We start from the raw sequence: 19693 nt of genomic DNA on the forward strand, positions 1-19693 counted from the left end.
TCACAAAATTAGTGAGGAGCTTTAATACCGCTGTCGTAAGGAGGAACACCTTCGCTTACGGACCCATCAGGATGTTTTTGAGCCTCTTCAGGATCAACATCCAACAGTTTCTTCTCTTCGTAAGGACGTTTACCTATCAGGTTTTCTACATCACTCTGGAACAGCACTTCCTTCGTAAGCAACTCTTTAGCCAGTTTTTCCACTTCTACTCTTTTCTCCAGCAACAATGATTTTGTTCTTTCGTAAGCTGCGTCAATAATCTTTCTTACTTCATCATCAATCAACTTACCTGTTTCCTCGCTGTAAGGCTTGGTGAACATGTTTTCCTGAGAAGGATCGTAGAAGCTGATGTTACCAACTTTATCGTTCATACCGTACACGGTAACCATGGCGTAAGCCATACGTGTGATCTGCTGAAGGTCGTTAGAAGCACCTGTTGATATTTTTCCGAAGAAAATATCTTCACTTGCCCTACCGCCCAATGTCATACAGATCTGATCCATCAGTTGATCCGTATTATACAGGTATTGTTCTTTAGGAGTATACTGTGCATATCCTAATGCCGCAGTACCACGGGGAACGATCGTTACTTTCAACAAAGGATAAGCATGCTCCAGGAACCATCCGCAAATTGCGTGACCTGCTTCGTGGTAAGCGATGATCTCTTTTTCTTCAGGAGAAATGATCTTGTTCTTTTTCTCAAGACCACCAATTACCCTGTCGATAGCATCCTGGAAGTCACCCATATCAACGGCTTCCTTGTTCTTACGGGCTGCAATAAGTGCCGCTTCATTACAAACGTTAGCGATATCGGCACCCGCAAAACCAGGTGTTTGTTCAGCCAGTTTGTGAATGTCCAGTTTCTCTGAAGTCTTAATTGGCTTCAAGTGTACTTTGAAGATGGCTTCACGCCCTTTTACATCTGGTTTGTCGATACCGATCTGGCGATCGAAACGTCCCGGACGTAACAGCGCACTATCCAATACATCAGGTCTGTTTGTAGCAGCAAGAATGATGATCCCTGCATCGCCGGCAAAACCATCCATTTCAACCAGCAACTGGTTAAGGGTGTTTTCCCTTTCATCGTTGCTCATGATAGCATTGCGTCCGCGTGCACGGCCAATCGCATCAATCTCATCGATGAAAATGATACAAGGTGCTTTTTCTCTTGCCTGTTTAAACAGGTCTCTAACCCTGCTGGCACCAACACCCACAAACATCTCCACAAATTCACTACCGCTCATGGTGAAGAATGGAACCTGGGCTTCTCCGGCCATCGCTTTTGCAAGCAATGTCTTACCAGTACCCGGCGGACCAACAAGCAATGCGCCTTTTGGAATTTTACCGCCGAGCGCCGTATACTTTTTGGGATTCTTCAGAAAGTCAACAATTTCCATCACTTCAACCTTTGCTTCGTCAAGCCCGGCTACGTCAGCGAAAGTGATGCTTACTTTGGTTCCTTTATCAAACAGCTGTGCTCTTGATTTGCCGATGTTGAAGATACCACCCGGACCGCTGCCACCAGGGCCGCCGCCAACTTTACGCATCAATAACACCCAAAGACCAACAAATAATAAGATTGTAACGAGGGTATTCGCAATTGGTCCGAACCATTCACCTTCATTGGTTGGTTTAACGGGGACCTCTTGTATATTGTTGTCTTTATATAATTGAGCCAGTCGTTCTTCAAAGCTCTTTATATCTGCAACGGGGAATTCAAAAACAGGTTTTCCATTAACATTGTTGGGAACGTTGTTCTTAAATTTTTCCTTATAAAAAGGCTTGGTAAGCAGGCTGTCGTTTTTAATGTAAACACGAACAATCTCTTTATTTCTTACCAGGTCCATTTTCTCAACATCGCCCTGTAAAAGCATGTTCTTTTTAAACTCCAGTTCAGTTGTTTGGGTAACATCTGCGGAGCCAAGGCTAAGAAAATTGTATCCAATAAGTATAACAGCTATTAGTGCGTAGATCCAGTAAATACTAAAGCGGGGGCCGCGTCGCTGCCCCTTGTCATCATTGCCATTTCCCCTGTCTAAAAAATTCGGTCGGTTTTTTTTGTCGTCCTGTGCCATACGTCTTACTTCACTAAGTGTATAAATAGTTTTTCGTTAAAAAAGTTCATTTTCGAGTCAAAAAATACGGTTGTATCGTAGAAAGATAGTGAAATTTCAGATATATCATTATTCGTCATGCCCAATTACTTCGGCATCGCTCCACATTTCTTCCAGTTTGTAAAACTTTCTGGCTTCAGGTTGCATTACATGAACCACTATGTTCACGTAATCAATCAATACCCACTGTAATGCCTGGTGACCTTCGTGTTTATAAGGCATTTCATCACAATCCTCCTTCACCTTCACTTCCACAAAATCACTAATAGCTTTAACCTGGGTAGTTGTAGAGGCCTGGCAAATAATAAAGAAGTCGGCAACAGCTTCCGGAATTTTTCGTAGGTCGAGCGAAACGATGTTTTCACCTTTTTTATCCTGGATGGCTTTGATGATAGACTTGAATATCCTGGAGTTCCTAGTAATTTTTACCACACCGGATTTTTTGCGGGTAGTTAAAACAGATAATGGTGCCAATAATGAATCTTATTTAAAATGATAAAATTACTGTTTATCGGAAGGGGTAATGATCATCACTGTATTTATCAACGAGTACCGACCATTCCAACCAACAACTAAACAGTGTATCTTATAGGCAATAAAAGACGTAAAATGCTGCTTGTATAGCCGCTTAAGCTGTAAACTGTTTTTATCTTCGCCAAAAATAGTGATTCTTTGGTTCAATATTCCGCAATTCCTTTAAGCAATACACCTTTCATAGAATTATTGCAGGTAGACAGTACCAACAACTATGCCATGCAACTTGTTCAAAACGGTACGGCAACGCATGGAACCGCAGTGTTTACGGGGTTTCAGACGGCCGGAAAAGGACAACGGGGCAAACAATGGCATGGAGCACAGGGAGAGAACATTGCCCTGTCTGTACTACTAAATACGGGCGCCATCGGCATTTCGCGTCAATTTGCACTGAGCGCTGCAGTTGCGCTGGCGGCTCACGCATTTTTCACTAAATATTGTGTTTCTGATGCTTCTGTAAAATGGCCCAATGACATTTATTGGCGTGACAGAAAGGCAGGAGGCATCCTGATTGAAAATGTCATACGCGGCCAGGAATGGCAGTGGGCAATTGTTGGAATTGGATTGAATATCAATCAGTCGACATTTGATACCGCCACGGGCAGGCCAGTCTCATTGAAACAAATTACCGGAAAACAATTTGATGTAAGTGGGCTGGCAAAGGAATTGGCTTCAATGGTGATCAGCGCATTCGATGAATTGCAGCACATTCCATTTGCACAAATCCTGGACCGTTATAATGATGTCTTGTTTAAAAAGGGAGAACAGGTAAAGCTGAAAAAGGACTCGATTGTTTTTGAGTGTACAATAGAAAAAGTAAATGCATCCGGCGAGCTGGAAATAAGCGGCGCACCGTACGGACCATTTAGATTTGGAGAGGTTGAGTGGATGATTGGGACTTAGATTGTCTGGACCAGGATTTAGGGGATTTGAGGATTGACAGGATTTTTTCTCGACTGGAATTCTGATGGCTTTGGGACTAATGGAGATTTGAATTCGCGAATCAACATGAAAGTGGGCAACACCCTCTTACTTTCTTACTGTCTTACCATCTTACGGTCTTACATGTCTTACGGTCTTACGGTCTTACGGTCTTACGTGTATTACACGTCTTTCTCGCTCTTCCTTGCTTCCACCTCAAACTTATTATTGTAATATCCATTTCTGATTGTTTCTAACACGTACATAAAAATGAACCGGAGGTAACCATATTTTTTGAACTGTGCGATATGCGTCATTTCATGTTTTACCCAGGCATCATCTTCCAGAAAACAATCTCTGCAAACACCCCACAAATAAATCGTTTTGCCCAGCACCAAAGCAACCCGCTTGCTCTTGAGCCAGTGGGCAGCTATACGCGCCTGCCACGCATCCACCTTGATCCGGAGATTGGGATTGGGATTGGGAGATGGATTTGATTCACTCATTCTAGACCAGGATTTATCGGATTAAGCAGATTTAAGGATTTTTTACATATCACTTTGCCACTTTATATTTTTATACTTAGCATTGCAGATTTGCGAAATTTGTCATTCGCAAATTTACTCATTCACAAACCTGCACATCTGCACATTTGTATATTCGCACATTCACCCATTCGCTCCCTTCATTTTCCATTTTCAATTGTCAATTTTCAATTGCCAATAGCTTCCCACGCTGCCACAATCTCCTCCGCGTGTTGTTTGTTTTTGGGACGGAGAAATATTTTGCGGATAATGCCTTTTTCATCTATTAAAAATGTTGTCCGGAGTACACCCATGTATTTTCGGCCGTACAATTGCTTTTCATCCCAAACACCATACTGGTCAAGGATTTTGCGGTCGGGATCGGCGATAAGTGTGAAAGGAAGATCATACTTTGCTTCAAACTTTTTGTGTTTTTTGGCTTCATCAGGACTTACACCAATTATCTCAAATCCCTTACTTTTTAATAAGGCATAGTTGTCCCTTAAATTACATGCCTGTACGGTACAGGTAGGAGTGTCATCTTCCGGGTAGAAATATAGTACTACTTTTTTTCCTTTATATGTAGAAAGAGAAATCTTTTCACCATTCTGATCAAGCCCTTTAAACACAGGAGCCTTATCACCAACTTTTAAAGTAACCATGTTATTAATTATTCTTTTGTATCAATTTTAAAATGGAAGTAGTCATCGGCATTTTCACATTTGCACATTCGCCCATTTGCACATTTGCACATTTGCACATTCGCACATTGTCATTATTTTTTCACGAAAGTAAACTGTTTGGTGGTAACGTTGCCGGCTTTGTCGGTAGCCATTATTGTTAAAGTATGCGCGCCGGCCGGGCAATGTTCATCAAATGTGTAGATAAAATCGTCATTCTTTTTTCCAAACATCAGCCATTTTCCATCAAGTGTCGCCCTGAAATTATCTACTTCGTCCAGCTCATCTTTACATTTGAGAACGAGTCGTTTTTGATTTAAGAGTGTCTGGCCGTTTTTCCAGCCAACAGGTGTAACTGCAGGAGGAACGGTATCAATCAACAATTGAAAATTACCAAGGCGGTTAAATTTACCCTGCATCCAGTCTCCTGTCCATTTGCCTTTCATGGCTTCTTTGTGGGTACCGGTAAGTTTGAAGATCACCACCTTATTACGCAGTGGGTCATTGGGCTTTAGCGTTGTTCTAATTTGAATTGCAAAACTGTCATCCACAGGTACAAGAGCATTGTGCAATTCTATTAGCGGAGAGGCACTATTCTTACTGTTGACATTTTTTTCCACAAGCACAAAAGGCACGTTGTCATAAAATTCCGTCTTTGAAAAGTATGCTTTCACATAGTTACCTGTAACAACATTTTCTTTGTTTACAATAACCGGCCTGACGTTAGCAGGCGGCGTGTATTGTTGATGAAGATCGGAACTTAATTGAACGGTAAAATTCAGGGATGTTGCATTACCATACACATCTTTTACCTGGATTGACACTTTGTGGGGAAGTGTATCTGCCAGCATAACAATGCCTTCACCATCAGCAGGATCAAAAACATGCAACAGGTTACCCGGAAGTTTTGACAAATGCTGAATGCCTTTGCCTTTTGTCTGCATATAATTGGTGTAGTCAATACAGGCATTCACGTAGCGGCTGTCATCATAAGAAAAATTATCAAGTGCAAAACTATTCAACAACGCACCATCAACACTTATTGAAGCAGCGTATATGCCAAACATGAATGGTGAATTTGAACTTTTGTCCTCAGCCTTTATGCCAAAACTCAAAATAGGAGAACCAACCTTTACCACACCTGCTGCCGTTGAATAACCACCGGGCTTTTTCACAATTGGAATATTTGTGGGCCCCAATTGATAGGTACTGAATCTTCTGTCGTACCAATATAAATTATAGATAACCGGCGGCACATTATCGGGAATATTAAAATCAAATAACTCCGGATTATGGCAATTATTTGTCCTGGTATTTCTTATTTCAAAATGAAGATGTGGTCCGGCGGATCCGCCGGTGTTACCACTGAAAGCAATAAACTGTCCTTTTTTTACTGGAAACTGGTCTGGCCTGAAACGCAGATCCTGCTCCCAGCTTTCAGTGGCGTATTGCTGCTTTTTAAGATTATTATCAAGTTCATTAAAAAAATCATTCAAATGTCCGTACACAGTGGTGTATCCGTTAGGATGTGTTATATAAATAGCACGGCCATATCCCCATTTCTCAATCTTTACGCGGCTCACATAGCCATCTGCGGCCGCATAAACAGGCAGATTTTCACGTCCCTGGGTACGGATGTCCAGTCCCATATGAAAGTGGTTGGGTCTGATCTCTCCAAAATTTGTAGATAGCTGGATGGGGATACCCAACGGGTTTCTAAAATAACCCCGGGGATATTGTGCCGCCACCTTTATAATGGAGAAAACCATCATCAGAAAACAAGCTGCGCCTTTCACATACTTAATAATCTTCATGCTTCAAAAGTAGTTTTTTTGATATTGAGGAAAACTACCCTGCATAAATAGCAGAGACTCGCCAACATTTACACATTATTGTTAATGCATACCTTTTGTAAAATAAGGAATTGTTTTGCCTTAGGCACGCGCGGCCTGTCTGAAACTAAACATCATTAGTTTTTTTCGGTCGAATGTAATGGATCTCTTTTGCAAATTTTCAGATCAAAATTGCGCTTCAGGTCTTACCTTTGCGCGATTTATCTAAACATTACCATCAAAGGTTATCTATATCATGCCGAAAGACAATTCCATCAAATCAGTATTAATTATCGGTTCTGGTCCAATTATCATTGGTCAGGCCTGCGAATTTGATTATTCCGGATCTCAAGCAGCAAGAAGCTTGCGCGAGGAAGGAATTAAAGTGATTCTGATCAATAGTAATCCTGCGACTATCATGACTGACCCCATGATGGCTGACAAGGTGTACCTGCTTCCGCTGACAGTAGAAAGCATTGAGCAGATACTGGAAGAAAACGACATTGATTCTGTACTGCCAACAATGGGTGGCCAAACAGCATTGAATCTTTGTAAAGAAGCAGACGAACTCGGTGTTTGGAAAAAATACAATGTACGCCTGATAGGCGTGGACGTAGCAGCTATTGATACAGCAGAGGACCGTGACAAATTCCGCCAACTGATGTTTAAGATCGGCGTAAAAGTTGCTCCGAGCCATGTTGCCAACAGCTTTTTGGAAGGTAAAGAATACGCACAGGAAATAGGGTTTCCGCTGGTAATCCGCCCTTCATTCACATTAGGCGGAACCGGTGGTGGTTTTGTACATAAAAAGGAAGAGCTTGATGAAGCATTACAGCGTGGTTTGAAGGCCTCTCCGATTCACGAGGTACTTGTAGAGAAAGCTGTGCTGGGCTGGAAAGAATATGAACTTGAGCTGTTAAGAGATCAGAACGATAACGTGGTGATCATTTGTACAGTAGAAAACCTGGATCCAATGGGTATTCACACAGGTGATTCTATTACTGTAGCGCCTGCTATGACGCTTAGCGACAAGGCCTTCCAGGATATGCGTAACCAGGCAATGTTAATGATGCGCAGCCTGGGCAACTTCGCAGGCGGATGTAACGTACAGTTTGCATTGAATCCTGAAACAGAGGAATTGATCGCTGTTGAGATCAATCCCCGCGTGAGCCGTTCTTCAGCGCTTGCAAGTAAAGCTACAGGTTACCCGATCGCGAAGATCGCAGCCAAACTCGCTATCGGTTATAGCCTGGATGAGCTGAAAAACCAGATCACAAAAACAACTTCAGCATATTTTGAACCTGCACTTGACTATGTGATTGTAAAAGTTCCCCGCTGGAACTTCGACAAATTCAAAGGTTCTAATGACACGTTAGGACTACAGATGAAAAGTGTGGGCGAGGTAATGGCTATCGGCAGAAGCTTTACCGAGGCGATTCAGAAAGCTTGTCAGAGCCTGGAGAATGAGGCAGTTGGACTTGGCTACTATGGCAAAAGCATGATGAAGAGCGAAGACCTGATTGAGTACATTAAAGTTCCGAAATGGGATCGCATCTTCCGCATTAAAGACGCCTTGATGCAAGGTGTTACTGTAAAAACAATTGTACAGGCAACCGGCATTGACAGATGGTTCATCTACCAGATTCAGGAAATATGCAGGATTGAGAAAGAAATTTCTCATCATTCCCTGGAAAATTTACCGGCAGAACTGCTGAAAGAAGCAAAGAAGCATGGCTTCAGCGATGAGCAGATCGCACGCATTTTACACAGCAATACAACTGAAGATGAAGTGTATGAAAGGAGGAAATCACTTGGTATTACCCGTGTTTACAAAATGGTAGATACTTGCAGCGCTGAGTTTGAAGCTAAAACTCCTTACTTCTACAGCTCATTTGAAAACTAATACGAGATTATATTTGAAAGCCCGCTTTGAGCGGGCTTTTTTATTTTACAGTATACGCTACACTACAATGAAACGCCCTTATCTGCTGTAATAAAAAACCAGAGAGGCTTTACTTAAAGCTTGCTGGCTAAGATAAAAACCTACTAATGCAGGAGTTGCATTCTTGTCTAACCCAAGCTTATCTGTCTTTAACGCATACACCGTTATTTTGTACTCATGTGGGCCATGACCTTCCGGTGGACATGGGCCGCCATATCCAGGCGTTCCAAAATCGGTATTACTTTGAATGCACGCTTTTGGCGCCAATCCTTTGGAAATATTTCCCGCATCTGTTTTTAACTCCGTAACCGAAGCTGGAATATCAAACACAACCCAATGCCAAAAGCCGCTTCCGGTAGGCGCGTCTTTATCGTACATAGTAACGGCAAAACTCTTTGTGCCTTGCGGTGCGTTTTCCCAATAAAGTTGTGGAGACATGTTACTTCCTGTGCAGCCAAAGCTGTTGAATACTTGCTCTTTGGTTGCCTGTCCCTGGAGTTCTTTACTCTTTAAAGTAAAGGTTTGAGCATTCAGTTTGGCGAAAAACATTGCACTTGCAAAAACAATCAAACTTAACTTTTTCATACTCGATCTATTTAAGTTTAAAATTAGCAGCGCAGGTTATATTGTGATAGCTGTATCAGTTCAAAAAGCATTGCAAACAGCTCAGCCTTCCAGCTTAACATATTCCCCGGGTGTTTTGCCAAACTCTTTCTTGAAAGCCTGGATAAAGCCGGACAAATTTTCGTAGCCGTATTCAAAGTAGATATCGCTTGGTCTTACTCTTTCATGTTTTAATTTAAAGGCTGCCTGCTGCATCCGCTGTTCCTGGATCCATTTGCTGGGAGCAATGCCATAGATCTTTTCAAATTGCCTTTTAAAGGTTGACAGACTTGTGTTGCACAAAAATGCAAGCTCTTGCAACGATAGATTGTTGTTGATATTTGTTTCAACAACTTCCCGCAATAAAACATCGTTCCTGTTAGTAAGGCTGCCTATAAAAATATCAACAAAAGCCGCAGAATTCATTTCCAGAATGCACAGCATTATTTCTTCAAATTTCAACTGAAGCATAGCACCGGACAGTTGTTGCTTTGAAAGAAGTATTTGCTCAAGCTGTCGCACACAATCAGTAAGCAAGACATTCTTCTCAAAAGGAAATACCGGGCATGCAACCTTTACTCCGGTGTCCTGTGGAATAAGATGTTTGTACCTCACGATAAAGTCGTGCACTTTTTTATCTGTAAAAAACAGCAGCACACTCCGGTATTTATTGTTAACAGAAACGTGCTCAGTCATGAGGCAATTGCCGGACCGGATAAGAATGCCCTGTGTATTTCCAATAGTAACAGCCCCACCAGGATAGAATGAAATTTTTTCGCCTTCCAGTAAAAAGCTGAAGAGGTTTGTATTAAAAGTTACTTTGTTCTTTTGCTCATCCCTGCCGCTTTCATAATAGTGCAGGAATAGGTCTTCACCCTGGTTGGAGAAATCATCCGGAAGTTGATAGATTTTCATGCATTAAAATTCGTACACAAATATAACACGGCGCATCCTTTGTATTAGTCATGTTACAGAACACGAATGGTTTTAGCAAGTGCATAAAACCGGCACCGTTGGTGTTAATGGTAATTTTTTGTTGAACTCCGACCGCTAAAAAAAACAGCTTCCCTTCAATAACTTATAGCATTTTTAATGATCGCCACCCATAATTGTGTTAACTTAAAGGATATAAATAACTTTTGTTGGCCACTGAAACTCCCCATATTTTAGTAATTACGGGTACACTGTTATTTGATCTGTTTGTGCTGGCAGCGCTGATCTGTTTCATTTCTTACCTGCTTTGGCGTATAACTGCAGAGACAAAACTCAATGAAGCGAAGCAAAAAGAGATTGAGCAGTTAAAAGCGGTCAACTATCAATACCACCTGGAAATTGCCCAGGTAATCAATTATTTCGTCACATCCATTTCGCAGCAACAAACAATTGATAACATGTTATGGGACATTGCGCGTAACTGTATCTCCAAATTGCATTTTGAAGATTGTGTGATTTATTTATACGATGATGAACGCAAGACATTTGTTCAAAAAGCTGCATGGGGACCAAAGACTGCGGAGGATAATAACATTATCAACCCAATTGAAATACCGATTGGTTTCGGCATAGTAGGAAGCGTGGGCAGAAACCAGATTGCAGAAATAATTAATGACACCAGCCTTGACAGAAGATATATTATTGACGACCAGAAAAGGAGTTCCGAAATAACGGTGCCGATTATTCATAAGGGAAAAGTGATCGGCATTATTGACAGCGAAAACTCAGCAAAAAACTTTTATACAGAAAGGCACCTGCAAATACTTACAACCATTGCAACTTTCTGCGCAGACAAGATCGATAAAATACAGGTGGAGCAACAGACAAAAGAAAGAGAAGACATGCTCAATAAGCTGAATAAAGATTTAGCAACCTCACAACTCACATCGCTCCGGAGTCAGATGAACCCACATTTTATATTTAATGCCCTTAATTCCATTCAGCAGTTTATTCTTATGGGAGAAGTAAAGGAAGCAATAAAATACCTGTCCAAGTTCTCGAAACTACAACGGGAGGTTTTAAACAACTGCGAACAGAACTTTATTACCCTTGAAGCTGAAATTGAAATGATCACGCTTTACCTGCAACTTGAACAATTGCGGTTTGACAAAAACTTCAGCTATAACATTACGTTAGGCGAGACAATTTCTCCTTCGGAAATAAAAATACCCTCAATGATGTTGCAACCTTTTGTAGAAAATGCCATATGGCACGGACTAATTCCGAAAGAGGGTCCAAAACAAATCAATATCAATTTCGCCCTGGTACCGGAAGATCTTATCTGCTGCACAATTGAAGACAATGGAATCGGAAGAGAAGCTTCAGCAAAACGCAAATCATTATCGGGCTATAATAATCATACTTCCAAGGGATTTTCTCTTGTTACAGAACGACTTTACATTCTTCGCAAACACTATCAGCAAACCTTTGATCTTGAAGTAGGAGATATTCGTGATCCGGAAGGAAATGTCTCTGGCACTTCTGTAAAACTCAAGCTGCATGTAAACGTTTAACTACATTAAATTTTAATTAATAACCCTTTGCCGTTTCACTTTACCTTAACAAACGAAGGCGATTTAGTAATTTAGAATATGATTAAGGCGTTGGTTATTGACGACGAATCATCAGCTACAAACACGATGAAGTTGATGCTGCAGCGGTATTCTCCGGAAATTTCGTTGCTTCAAACAACAACAGACATCCCAAATGCATTATCACTGATTACAAGTTTTAAACCTAACCTGCTTTTTCTTGACATACAGATGCCGGGCACTAACGGTTTCGACTTGCTGAAGCAAATCCCATTAATAGATTTTGATGTAATTTTTACCACCGCGCATGACAAATATGCCATCCAGGCGATCAGGTTTAGTGCATTGGATTACCTGTTAAAACCTATTGATCCCGATGAATTGCAGGCTGCGATACAAAAGTTTATTCTGAAGCACCAGTTAAACTACAACAACAAGCCTTTATACAATAATTTTCTGCATAACATACAATCTCCCAAAAAGGACTTTAAGCTTGCTATTTCTACAACAGAAGGAACTTACTTTCTATCACCTTACGACATTATACGGCTTGAAGGAGAAGGGAATTACACCAACTTTTTCTTTATCAACAGAAGGCCGTTGCTAACCTCAAAAACACTCAAGGAATACGAGGAGATTTTGTGCGAGCACGGATTTATCCGCATTCACAAATCTCACATGGTTAATTGCAGCCATGTAGTGAGTTATAAGAACGAAGGTGAATTGATTATGAAGGACAATTCTGTTGTAGAAATTTCCAGGAGAAGAAAAGAGGAAGTGTTGAATGTGCTGAAACAGCTATGAGCTGTCAGCTATCAGCTATCAGCTGTCAGCTTTTATTTTGACACACAATCATGATTGATTTTCCAAATGGATGTTGGCGGGTAGCAGGCACCTTTAATTTTTGCTGCACAACCATGTCTTTTCATAATATTCTGCGAGTATTCTTTGTCGATACTACTAATCCGCTGCTCCGTTGCGACCGCCGCGTGAACCCTACAGATCCCCCAGTTGTGGTCTCAAAATAATATCTTCCACACATGCCGTTGGCGAGAGGTAGGCAGAAGTATGTACAACGTCCGCAATATCTTTTGCTTCCATGATTCGTTTGGGATCCACGCCGCTTCCGCTCCAGCTATCGGTGTAAGCTGCACCGGGATATACGGACGTCACCTTTATGTTGTAAGGTTTTAATTCTTCCCTTAGATTTTTGCTGAAGCCTGCCAATGCAAACTTACTTATACTGTATGCACCGCCATTTGCATAAGCTTTTAGAGAAGCAATAGAACACATGTTAAAAATATGCCCTCGTCGCTGCTCCATCATAGCAGGTAACAAAGCTCTTGTTAAATGATAGGCGCTAAACAGGTTTACGTTCATCATCTCTTCCAGTGCGCCCTCTGGCTCGTTGTAAACACTTCCGGGAATAAAACTACCAGCGTTATTAATGAGTATATCAGGAGTTCCGTGATCACTCACAAAAGATGCAAATGCCAGCACTTCTTCTTTCAGGCTCATATCACATTGTTTAACAACAACTTCCTGATGCGAAAAATTTTGCGAAAGAGAACTACGCAATTCGTCAAGATACTGTGTGTTTCTTGCATTTAAAATAATGGTGTGCTGTTCTTCATCCGCTGCAAACTTTTCTGCTATTGCTTTTCCTAACCCCTTAGAAGCTCCTGTTATAACGATAATCATTGCGTGTTAATTTTTAATTGTGTTCGCCGCCCATCCCGACCAAACATCGGCTTGCAAACTTACATTTTGTAACTTGCAACATATTTTTTTATTTGAATTGAATGATGAAAGAAGCTAAGAACATTCCTCTCTCAAAATATCAGCATTTGTTTTTTGATCTGGATCACACACTGTGGGACTTTGAAACCAATGCAAAAAATACGTTGTCGGACCTGTACCAAAAGAATGATTTGTTTACACGCGGTATTAAAGATTTCGACGCGTTTTTTGCGCGTTACAGCTTTCACAATGAAAGACTTTGGGACCGCTACACAAAGGGCTTTATAAAACAGGAAGAACTGCGTTGGAAAAGATTATGGCTGAGCATGCTTGACTTTAAGATTGCAGACGAGCCACTTGCAAAATCTCTATCGGTTGAGTTTTTGGAACTCCTTCCTCAAAAAACGACGCTTTTTCCATATACCATAGAAATACTGGATTACCTGCTGAATAAAGGCTACCGAATGCACCTGATCACCAACGGATTTGACGCAGTGCAGCATAGCAAAATACAAAACAGCAAGATCCATCATTATTTTGAGGAAGTTATTACTTCAGAAAGAAGCAATAGCTTAAAGCCGAACAAAGAAATTTTTGAGTTTGCGTTGCAGTTAACCAAAGCGGAAAAAGAACACAGCATTATGATTGGAGATAATCTTGATGCCGATATTCAGGGAGCCATCAACGCCGGTCTTGAAACCGTTTTCGTAAACCACATAAATGCTACACCACATATTCAGCCCACATATATTGTGCATCATTTGAAGGAGCTGGAGGAAATTTTTTAATGTGTGAATATGCAAATGTGTAAATGGGGTTGCGATCTTCGTTCATTCGCACATTCGCACATTTGCACATTTGCACATTAAACCGGTTTCGCCCGCTCGTATTGCGAAGGCCACGCAACATCTACCCCAAGTGCTTTTGCTGCGTGTAACGGAAAATATGGATCGCGGAGTATTTCTCTTGCCATTATGATAACATCAGCCTGTTGCTTCTGCAAAATTTCTTCAGCCTGTTCCGCACTGGTGATCATTCCAACCGCGCCTGTTGATATGCCTGCATCTCTTTTTATTCTTTCAGCAAAGGGAACCTGGTAACCGGGGCCAACAGGAACTTTAGCATGAGGAACCATTCCGCCGGAGGAACAATCCACCAGGTCTACACCGTGTTGCTTTAGCAAATGTGCCAGCTGTACAGACTCTTCTATGTTCCATCCCCCCTCAACCCAATCAGTAGCCGAGATCCTTACAAACAACGGATAACGTTCTGGCCAGATAGCCTTGATCGCATCAACTATTTCCAGCAACAATCTTGTTCTGTTTTCGAAGCTTCCGCCATATTCATCGGTACGAATGTTACTTAGCGGCGATAAAAACTCGTGAATCAAATATCCATGTGCACCATGAAGTTCTATCACTCTGAAACCGGCTTGCAGTGCTCGTTGAGCGCCAGCTACGAAATCTGCCACCAACTGTTTAATATCGCTTAGTGATAATCCACGCGGCGCTCTCTCCGTTTCACGGAAAGGTATATTGCTGGGCGAAAGCGTTTGCCATCCGCCTTCTTCAAGACTGATTTGTCCGCCACCCTCCCATGGTCTTCTTGCACTTGCTTTTCTTCCTGCATGCGCCAGTTGCATGCCGGCAATTGCTTTATGCTCATGAATAAATGAAGCGATTGACTGAAGCTTTTCAATATGTTCATCTTTCCAAATGCCAAGATCATGCGAAGAGATCCGGCCTTCAGGCGAAACGGCAGTTGCTTCTGTTATGATCAATCCGGCGCCTCCGACGGCCCGGCTTCCCAGGTGCACCAGGTGCCAGTCATTCGCAAAACCATCTGTTGAAGAATACTCGCACATCGGCGATACCATTATCCTGTTTCTTAACGTAACATCCTTTATGCTGAACGGTTCAAAAAGCTTAGCCATGATTTAAATTTTTACGATCTGCTTATCTTTACATTATGGCAGAAGATCTATCAATACTACAAGGTACCAAAGAAGAGCAATATACATCACTCATCCCTCAAATTAAAGGATTGCTCGAAGGTGAGCCCGACCTTGTTGCAAATCTTGCTAATGTTGCAGCGGCGCTGAAAGAACAGTTTGGCTGGTTTTGGGTGGGATTTTATCTTGTTAAAAATAATGAACTGGTACTCGGACCCTTCCAGGGACCGGTAGCATGCACACGTATTCAGAAAGGCAGAGGTGTTTGCGGATCGAGCTGGCAGCAGGCTGCAACGCTGATAGTACCTGACGTAGAGAAATTTCCGGGACACATTGCCTGCAGCAGTTTATCAAAATCTGAAATTGTAGTTCCGGTCATCCGTAATAATGAAGTTGTTGGGGTGCTGGATGTAGACAGCAGCGAGTTAAATGAATTTGATGAAACAGATAAAAAGTTTCTTGAGGAAATCATCAACCTGGTTGTTTTTTAAACATCTTAATTTCAACACAGTACTAAGTACTTCTTTAGATGCTTATTTAAAGTAACAATGTTGCCCGGACGGATATGTTAACGCTGCTTTTCCATCGATGACAAGTTTTTCTTAATCTTAATTTAATCACAGGAAATAAGTTGGATTATTAAGGACAATCCAACTTTCCGGCAAGCTTAACCGCTCACTAAATCAACGGTTTTGGAGTAATAACATGTGTAAACATGCCTTTCATCTTTAAGTAAAAAATTGCTGACAAAATCCGTTTTCAATTGCTACTGTTAAAAATCACATTTGCCGGGCTCAAAACTTTTTCTACTTTTGCCCTCCATGTTGATCGCTTCATGCATATCGAAAAAGCGACATTACTTATCAAATAACTTTTTATGAAGACCTGCTAACAGGCTTCTGCTCTAACAAGAAGCCGCTCTCATTCGAACTTATCTGATACAGCGAACTGCTGTAAGTTTTCATTTATTTTATTCAACCTTATTTAAATTAATCATGACTTCTTATTCGATCAATAAGCGTATAAGTAATGGTATCGCTTTCATAAAACAAGCATTGTACGGGCCACCTCAGGATTTCACACAAGGCAGCATCAGGAGAGCCGTTTTTCTACTGGCCATCCCAATGATCCTTGAAATGATGATGGAATCTGTTTTTGCACTGGTTGACATTTACTTTGTAGGACGACTGGGTAACGGAGCTGTTGCAACAGTTGCCTTAACTGAATCTGTAGTAACAAGTGTTTACTCCATAGCCATTGGATTAAGTATGGCTGCGACTGCAACAGTAGCAAGACGCATCGGAGAAAAAGATCCCGACGCTGCAGCAAAATCGGGCGTGCAGGCAATTTTGATTTCAATGGCTTTTTCTCTTATCATAAGTATTGCAGGATTGTTTTTTGCGGGTGACATTTTGCGCTTAATGGGCGCCGATCCCAACGTTGTTCACGAAGGCACTATTTATACACGTATTCTTTTTGGCGGTAGCACTGTTATCATGTTGCTCTTCCTTATCAATGGTATTTTCCGTGGCGCGGGTGATGCGGCTATGGCTATGAAAAGCTTATGGCTGGCCAATCTTGGCAACATAATCCTGTGTCCGTTATTGATCAATGGCCTGGGACCAATTCCGGCGCTTGGCTTAAAAGGTGCGGCTATTGCTACAACTGTTGGCCGTGGTATGGGTGTAGTGTACCAATGTTATCACCTGTTTAAGGGCAAAGGCATCTTGCACATTCTCAAGAGGCATTTTCTACCGGATATGCAACTTATCAAATCCTTACTTACCATCGCATGGACCGGTACATTGCAATTCCTGATCGGCTCCGCAAGCTGGATCGTGCTTGCAAGAATTGTGGCCAAATTTGGAACCGATGTAGTTGCCGGTTACCAGGTTGCGATAAGGATAGTAATGTTCTTCTTACTGCCGGCATGGGGTTTAAGCAATGCTGCAGCAACCTTGGTCGGGCAAAATCTTGGCGCACAACAACCACAACGTGCAGAAAAAAGCGTTTGGCAAACAGCTAAATATAATGCTTTGTTTATGCTGGCAGTAACTGCCTTGTTCTTTCTATGCGGCACTTACATTGTTCGGTTCATAAACAAAGACATTAATGCAGAAGCCATTGCTATCAAGGCGTTGGCTATCGTTAGCATCGGCTATGTATTTTACGGTGTGGGCATGGTTATGATCAGTGCTTTCAATGGCGCCGGCGATACAAAAACACCAACCTACATTAACCTGTTTGGCTTTTGGATGCTGCAGGTTCCGGTAGCCTATATTTTATCCATCGTCGTCAATCTTGGCCCCGAAGGCGTATTCATTGCCATTCCCGTAGCTGAAAGTGCCATCACCATTATTGCCACAATTCTCTTTACAAGAGGCAAGTGGAAGACGGTGAAAGTTTAGTGAATGTGCGAATGTGCAAATGCGTGAATGTGCGAATGTGCGAATGTGTAAATATGCGAATGCTGGTCGACATGCCAGTTTGCGCATTTGCATATTTTGCACATTCCGTTTATTTACCTGTTTGTCTATTGGCGCACGAACACATTTGCACATTTGCATATTTTCGCATTCGCACATTTTCACATTTTCGCATTCGCACATTGTCAATTATCAATTCCTTTCCCTTACTTTGCCTTGAATGAAAAAAAGTGGGAACATAATCCTGGGAATAGACCCTGGTACTATTGTAATGGGTTTTGCAGTAATTGAAGTGACTGGAAACAATCCCACGCTTACCACTATGGATGTGTTGAAGCTAGCCGGCAAAAAGGATATTTATGAAAGGCTGGAAACCATTCACACAACCGTTTGTCAGATCATTAAAGAATACAAGCCGCACACATTTGCTATTGAAGCGCCATTCTTCGGCAAAAACGTTCAGAGCATGTTGAAGCTGGGCAGGGCCCAGGGTGTGGCTATTGCTGCTGCAATGCAGTACAAGCTGAACGTTACAGAGTATTCGCCCAAAAAAGTAAAGCAATCCATCACCGGTAACGGAAATGCAGATAAAGAACAGGTGTGGAAAATGCTGCAACGCATCCTGAACATTCAGGAACAACCCGAACACTTTGATGCCACCGATGCGCTTGCCGTAGCATTATGTCACCACTACCAATCATCTTCTGCTATCGGCGCGCTTCCTAAAGGACTAAAAGGATGGGAAGACTTTATTGCAAAAAATCCCGGAAGAATCAAAATATAATGTACGATGTACGGTGTACGATGTACGGTGTACGATGTACGATGTTAGATGTTAGATGTACGATGTTAGATGTTAGATGTAGAAAATGGCTGATGGCTGATTTTTTGATGTCTGATTTTGGAAGACAATGCTCTCTCGACCTCTTTTACTTTTTACTTTTGAATTTTGACTTCCTCACACCCCAAGCCTCAGGCCTCACACCTCACACCTGATACCTGATAGCTGATTGCTGAAAGCTGATAGCTCACAGCTCACAGCTCCCTCACGAATGTATCTTATCTCCATAAAAAAGAATACCCACAATCAGCGCTATACCAAACCCCATAAATATGAGTCCGGAAAGCCTGTTAATGATGTGGATATTTTTTGAAGTGAGCCGCGGACGGATTTTATTGGCGAGAAGTACTTTCAGAATATCCGCACCCAGATTAAATAAAAGACAAGTTAGAAAGACTGTCATCCGGTATTCCGTAGGATGGACGGTAGTTTTTGAATCCGCCATAATGGTACCGGATACGAGGAACCAAAACAGGAAGACGCTTGGGTTAAGCATATTCATCAAAAATCCCGACGAAAAAATAGCGAGATAATCTCTTTTCCGGAACGTTCGGATTACCGCTTTTCCTTCCTGATCGATATGCACTTTCTTAAAAAAGAAAAAATAAATGCCCATGCCAACCAAAAACAAGCTGCCCACAACGCCAATCAGTTTTTCGCTGTTCATTACAGACTGAAAAAATGTTGTAAAGAAATTGCAGACCAACACCAGGGCAACATCACTCGCAGAAACGCCCGCTATAAAGGCATAGCCACCTTTGTGGCCATTATTAATACTTTGCTTGATGATGGAAAATATCACCGGGCCAACCGAAATACTCAGCAGCACACCCAACGTTAATCCTTTTGCTATAGCAGAAATCATTAGTCTTCAAACATTTTGAACAAACGGAAAGATAAACGAAATTAAGTGGTTTAATGCAGCCTGAGGCTGTCAGAAATCAGCTATTCTATAAAAAGAGGAACGCATCTTCTAAAAAAATCTTGCATGTAAGGCCTGAATTTATATCGATGCATAACTCTTTCTTCTTTATTTAAAGGAATGAAAGACGCTTATACG

General features: G+C 41.7%; 18 protein-coding genes. 8 read left to right on the forward strand and 10 right to left on the reverse strand.

Going from position 1 to position 19693, the window contains the following annotated elements:
* Window positions 1-8: 8 nt before the first annotated feature.
* On the reverse strand, window positions 9-2075 hold the full coding sequence (ftsH, locus tag QTN47_RS14130) for an ATP-dependent zinc metalloprotease FtsH (protein ID WP_369330041.1): 2067 nt from the start codon (window positions 2073-2075) through the stop codon (window positions 9-11).
* A gap of 108 nt (window positions 2076-2183) precedes the next feature.
* The gene (rsfS, locus tag QTN47_RS14135) at window positions 2184-2546 is read right to left on the reverse strand and encodes a ribosome silencing factor (protein WP_369330042.1); all 363 of its coding nucleotides are present in this window, start codon (window positions 2544-2546) and stop codon (window positions 2184-2186) included.
* Between the two features lie 240 nt (window positions 2547-2786).
* Here rsfS and QTN47_RS14140 point away from each other — a divergent pair, with 240 nt between their 5' ends.
* On the forward strand, window positions 2787-3551 hold the full coding sequence (locus QTN47_RS14140) for a biotin--[acetyl-CoA-carboxylase] ligase (RefSeq protein WP_369330043.1): 765 nt from the start codon (window positions 2787-2789) through the stop codon (window positions 3549-3551).
* 200 nt (window positions 3552-3751) lie between these two features.
* Here QTN47_RS14140 and QTN47_RS14145 read toward each other — a convergent pair whose 3' ends face one another.
* From QTN47_RS14145 to QTN47_RS14155, 3 genes are all read right to left on the reverse strand, one after another.
* Window positions 3752-4075 carry a DUF4157 domain-containing protein gene (locus tag QTN47_RS14145; protein ID WP_369330044.1) on the reverse strand — a complete coding sequence of 108 codons (324 nt, stop codon included), beginning with the start codon at window positions 4073-4075 and terminating at the stop codon, window positions 3752-3754.
* Between the two features lie 206 nt (window positions 4076-4281).
* Window positions 4282-4755 carry a thioredoxin-dependent thiol peroxidase gene (bcp, locus tag QTN47_RS14150; RefSeq protein WP_369330045.1) on the reverse strand — a complete coding sequence of 158 codons (474 nt, stop codon included), beginning with the start codon at window positions 4753-4755 and terminating at the stop codon, window positions 4282-4284.
* Between the two features lie 113 nt (window positions 4756-4868).
* Entirely contained in the window at window positions 4869-6587 is a 1719-nt protein-coding gene (locus tag QTN47_RS14155; protein ID WP_369330046.1) for a peptidoglycan DD-metalloendopeptidase family protein, read from the reverse strand.
* 274 nt (window positions 6588-6861) lie between these two features.
* Here QTN47_RS14155 and carB point away from each other — a divergent pair, with 274 nt between their 5' ends.
* Window positions 6862-8508: a carbamoyl-phosphate synthase large subunit gene (gene carB, locus QTN47_RS14160; protein WP_369330047.1), complete on the forward strand. Its 1647-nt coding sequence runs from the start codon at window positions 6862-6864 to the stop codon at window positions 8506-8508.
* A 78-nt stretch (window positions 8509-8586) separates the two neighbouring features.
* On the opposite strand, the gene QTN47_RS14165 is transcribed toward carB, so the two are convergent.
* Both QTN47_RS14165 and QTN47_RS14170 read right to left on the reverse strand, forming a co-directional pair.
* A complete protein-coding gene (locus QTN47_RS14165) occupies window positions 8587-9132 on the reverse strand; it encodes a YbhB/YbcL family Raf kinase inhibitor-like protein (protein ID WP_369330048.1) in 546 nt (181 codons plus the stop codon).
* 81 nt (window positions 9133-9213) lie between these two features.
* Window positions 9214-10065, reverse strand: coding sequence for a helix-turn-helix domain-containing protein (locus tag QTN47_RS14170; RefSeq protein WP_369330049.1), 852 nt, complete (start codon window positions 10063-10065; stop codon window positions 9214-9216).
* Window positions 10066-10292: 227 nt separating this feature from the next.
* Here QTN47_RS14170 and QTN47_RS14175 point away from each other — a divergent pair, with 227 nt between their 5' ends.
* Window positions 10293-11657: a histidine kinase gene (locus QTN47_RS14175; protein WP_369330050.1), complete on the forward strand. Its 1365-nt coding sequence runs from the start codon at window positions 10293-10295 to the stop codon at window positions 11655-11657.
* A gap of 78 nt (window positions 11658-11735) precedes the next feature.
* A complete protein-coding gene (locus tag QTN47_RS14180) occupies window positions 11736-12479 on the forward strand; it encodes a LytR/AlgR family response regulator transcription factor (protein WP_369330051.1) in 744 nt (247 codons plus the stop codon).
* Between the two features lie 192 nt (window positions 12480-12671).
* On the opposite strand, the gene QTN47_RS14185 is transcribed toward QTN47_RS14180, so the two are convergent.
* Window positions 12672-13376 carry an SDR family oxidoreductase gene (locus QTN47_RS14185; protein ID WP_369330052.1) on the reverse strand — a complete coding sequence of 235 codons (705 nt, stop codon included), beginning with the start codon at window positions 13374-13376 and terminating at the stop codon, window positions 12672-12674.
* Window positions 13377-13477: 101 nt separating this feature from the next.
* Between QTN47_RS14185 and QTN47_RS14190 the strand changes: the two genes are divergently transcribed.
* Window positions 13478-14203 (forward strand): YjjG family noncanonical pyrimidine nucleotidase, encoded by a 726-nt coding sequence (locus QTN47_RS14190; protein WP_369330053.1) that lies wholly within the window; start codon window positions 13478-13480, stop codon window positions 14201-14203.
* A 77-nt stretch (window positions 14204-14280) separates the two neighbouring features.
* Here the strand turns inward: QTN47_RS14190 and namA are convergent, their stop codons facing one another.
* A complete protein-coding gene (gene namA, locus QTN47_RS14195; protein WP_369330054.1) occupies window positions 14281-15348 on the reverse strand; it encodes an NADPH dehydrogenase NamA in 1068 nt (355 codons plus the stop codon).
* A gap of 35 nt (window positions 15349-15383) precedes the next feature.
* On the opposite strand from namA, the gene QTN47_RS14200 reads away from it, so the two are divergent.
* The 3 genes from QTN47_RS14200 (at window position 15384) to ruvC (ending at window position 18576) form a co-directional block, all read left to right on the forward strand.
* On the forward strand, window positions 15384-15857 hold the full coding sequence (locus tag QTN47_RS14200) for a free L-methionine (R)-S-oxide reductase MsrC (protein ID WP_369330055.1): 474 nt from the start codon (window positions 15384-15386) through the stop codon (window positions 15855-15857).
* Between the two features lie 504 nt (window positions 15858-16361).
* Entirely contained in the window at window positions 16362-17774 is a 1413-nt protein-coding gene (locus QTN47_RS14205) for an MATE family efflux transporter (protein ID WP_369330056.1), read from the forward strand.
* A 238-nt stretch (window positions 17775-18012) separates the two neighbouring features.
* Entirely contained in the window at window positions 18013-18576 is a 564-nt protein-coding gene (gene ruvC / locus QTN47_RS14210; RefSeq protein ID WP_369330057.1) for a crossover junction endodeoxyribonuclease RuvC, read from the forward strand.
* 262 nt (window positions 18577-18838) lie between these two features.
* Here ruvC and QTN47_RS14215 read toward each other — a convergent pair whose 3' ends face one another.
* The gene (locus tag QTN47_RS14215; RefSeq protein ID WP_369330058.1) at window positions 18839-19498 is read right to left on the reverse strand and encodes a LysE family translocator; all 660 of its coding nucleotides are present in this window, start codon (window positions 19496-19498) and stop codon (window positions 18839-18841) included.
* Between the last annotated feature and the right edge of the window lie 195 nt (window positions 19499-19693).

Source organism: Danxiaibacter flavus (genome assembly GCF_041060425.1).
In the GTDB taxonomy this organism is placed as follows: Bacteria; Bacteroidota; Bacteroidia; order Chitinophagales; family Chitinophagaceae; genus Danxiaibacter; species Danxiaibacter flavus.

Bases quoted from the DNA above. Each gene is read 5' to 3' on its own strand.
- carB (WP_369330047.1), top strand. From the start codon at position 6,862: ATGCCGAAAGACAATTCCATCAAATCAGTATTAATTATCGGTTCTGGT.
- QTN47_RS14205 (WP_369330056.1), top strand. From the start codon at position 16,362: ATGACTTCTTATTCGATCAATAAGCGTATAAGTAATGGTATCGCTTTC.
- QTN47_RS14145 (WP_369330044.1), bottom strand. From the start codon at position 4,075: ATGAGTGAATCAAATCCATCTCCCAATCCCAATCCCAATCTCCGGATC.
- QTN47_RS14155 (WP_369330046.1), bottom strand. From the start codon at position 6,587: ATGAAGATTATTAAGTATGTGAAAGGCGCAGCTTGTTTTCTGATGATG.
- QTN47_RS14185 (WP_369330052.1), bottom strand. From the start codon at position 13,376: ATGATTATCGTTATAACAGGAGCTTCTAAGGGGTTAGGAAAAGCAATA.
- bcp (WP_369330045.1), bottom strand. From the start codon at position 4,755: ATGGTTACTTTAAAAGTTGGTGATAAGGCTCCTGTGTTTAAAGGGCTT.
- ruvC (WP_369330057.1), top strand. From the start codon at position 18,013: ATGAAAAAAAGTGGGAACATAATCCTGGGAATAGACCCTGGTACTATT.
- namA (WP_369330054.1), bottom strand. From the start codon at position 15,348: ATGGCTAAGCTTTTTGAACCGTTCAGCATAAAGGATGTTACGTTAAGA.
- QTN47_RS14170 (WP_369330049.1), bottom strand. From the start codon at position 10,065: ATGAAAATCTATCAACTTCCGGATGATTTCTCCAACCAGGGTGAAGAC.
- QTN47_RS14215 (WP_369330058.1), bottom strand. From the start codon at position 19,498: ATGATTTCTGCTATAGCAAAAGGATTAACGTTGGGTGTGCTGCTGAGT.
- QTN47_RS14180 (WP_369330051.1), top strand. From the start codon at position 11,736: ATGATTAAGGCGTTGGTTATTGACGACGAATCATCAGCTACAAACACG.
- QTN47_RS14190 (WP_369330053.1), top strand. From the start codon at position 13,478: ATGATGAAAGAAGCTAAGAACATTCCTCTCTCAAAATATCAGCATTTG.
- QTN47_RS14200 (WP_369330055.1), top strand. From the start codon at position 15,384: ATGGCAGAAGATCTATCAATACTACAAGGTACCAAAGAAGAGCAATAT.
- QTN47_RS14165 (WP_369330048.1), bottom strand. From the start codon at position 9,132: ATGAAAAAGTTAAGTTTGATTGTTTTTGCAAGTGCAATGTTTTTCGCC.
- ftsH (WP_369330041.1), bottom strand. From the start codon at position 2,075: ATGGCACAGGACGACAAAAAAAACCGACCGAATTTTTTAGACAGGGGA.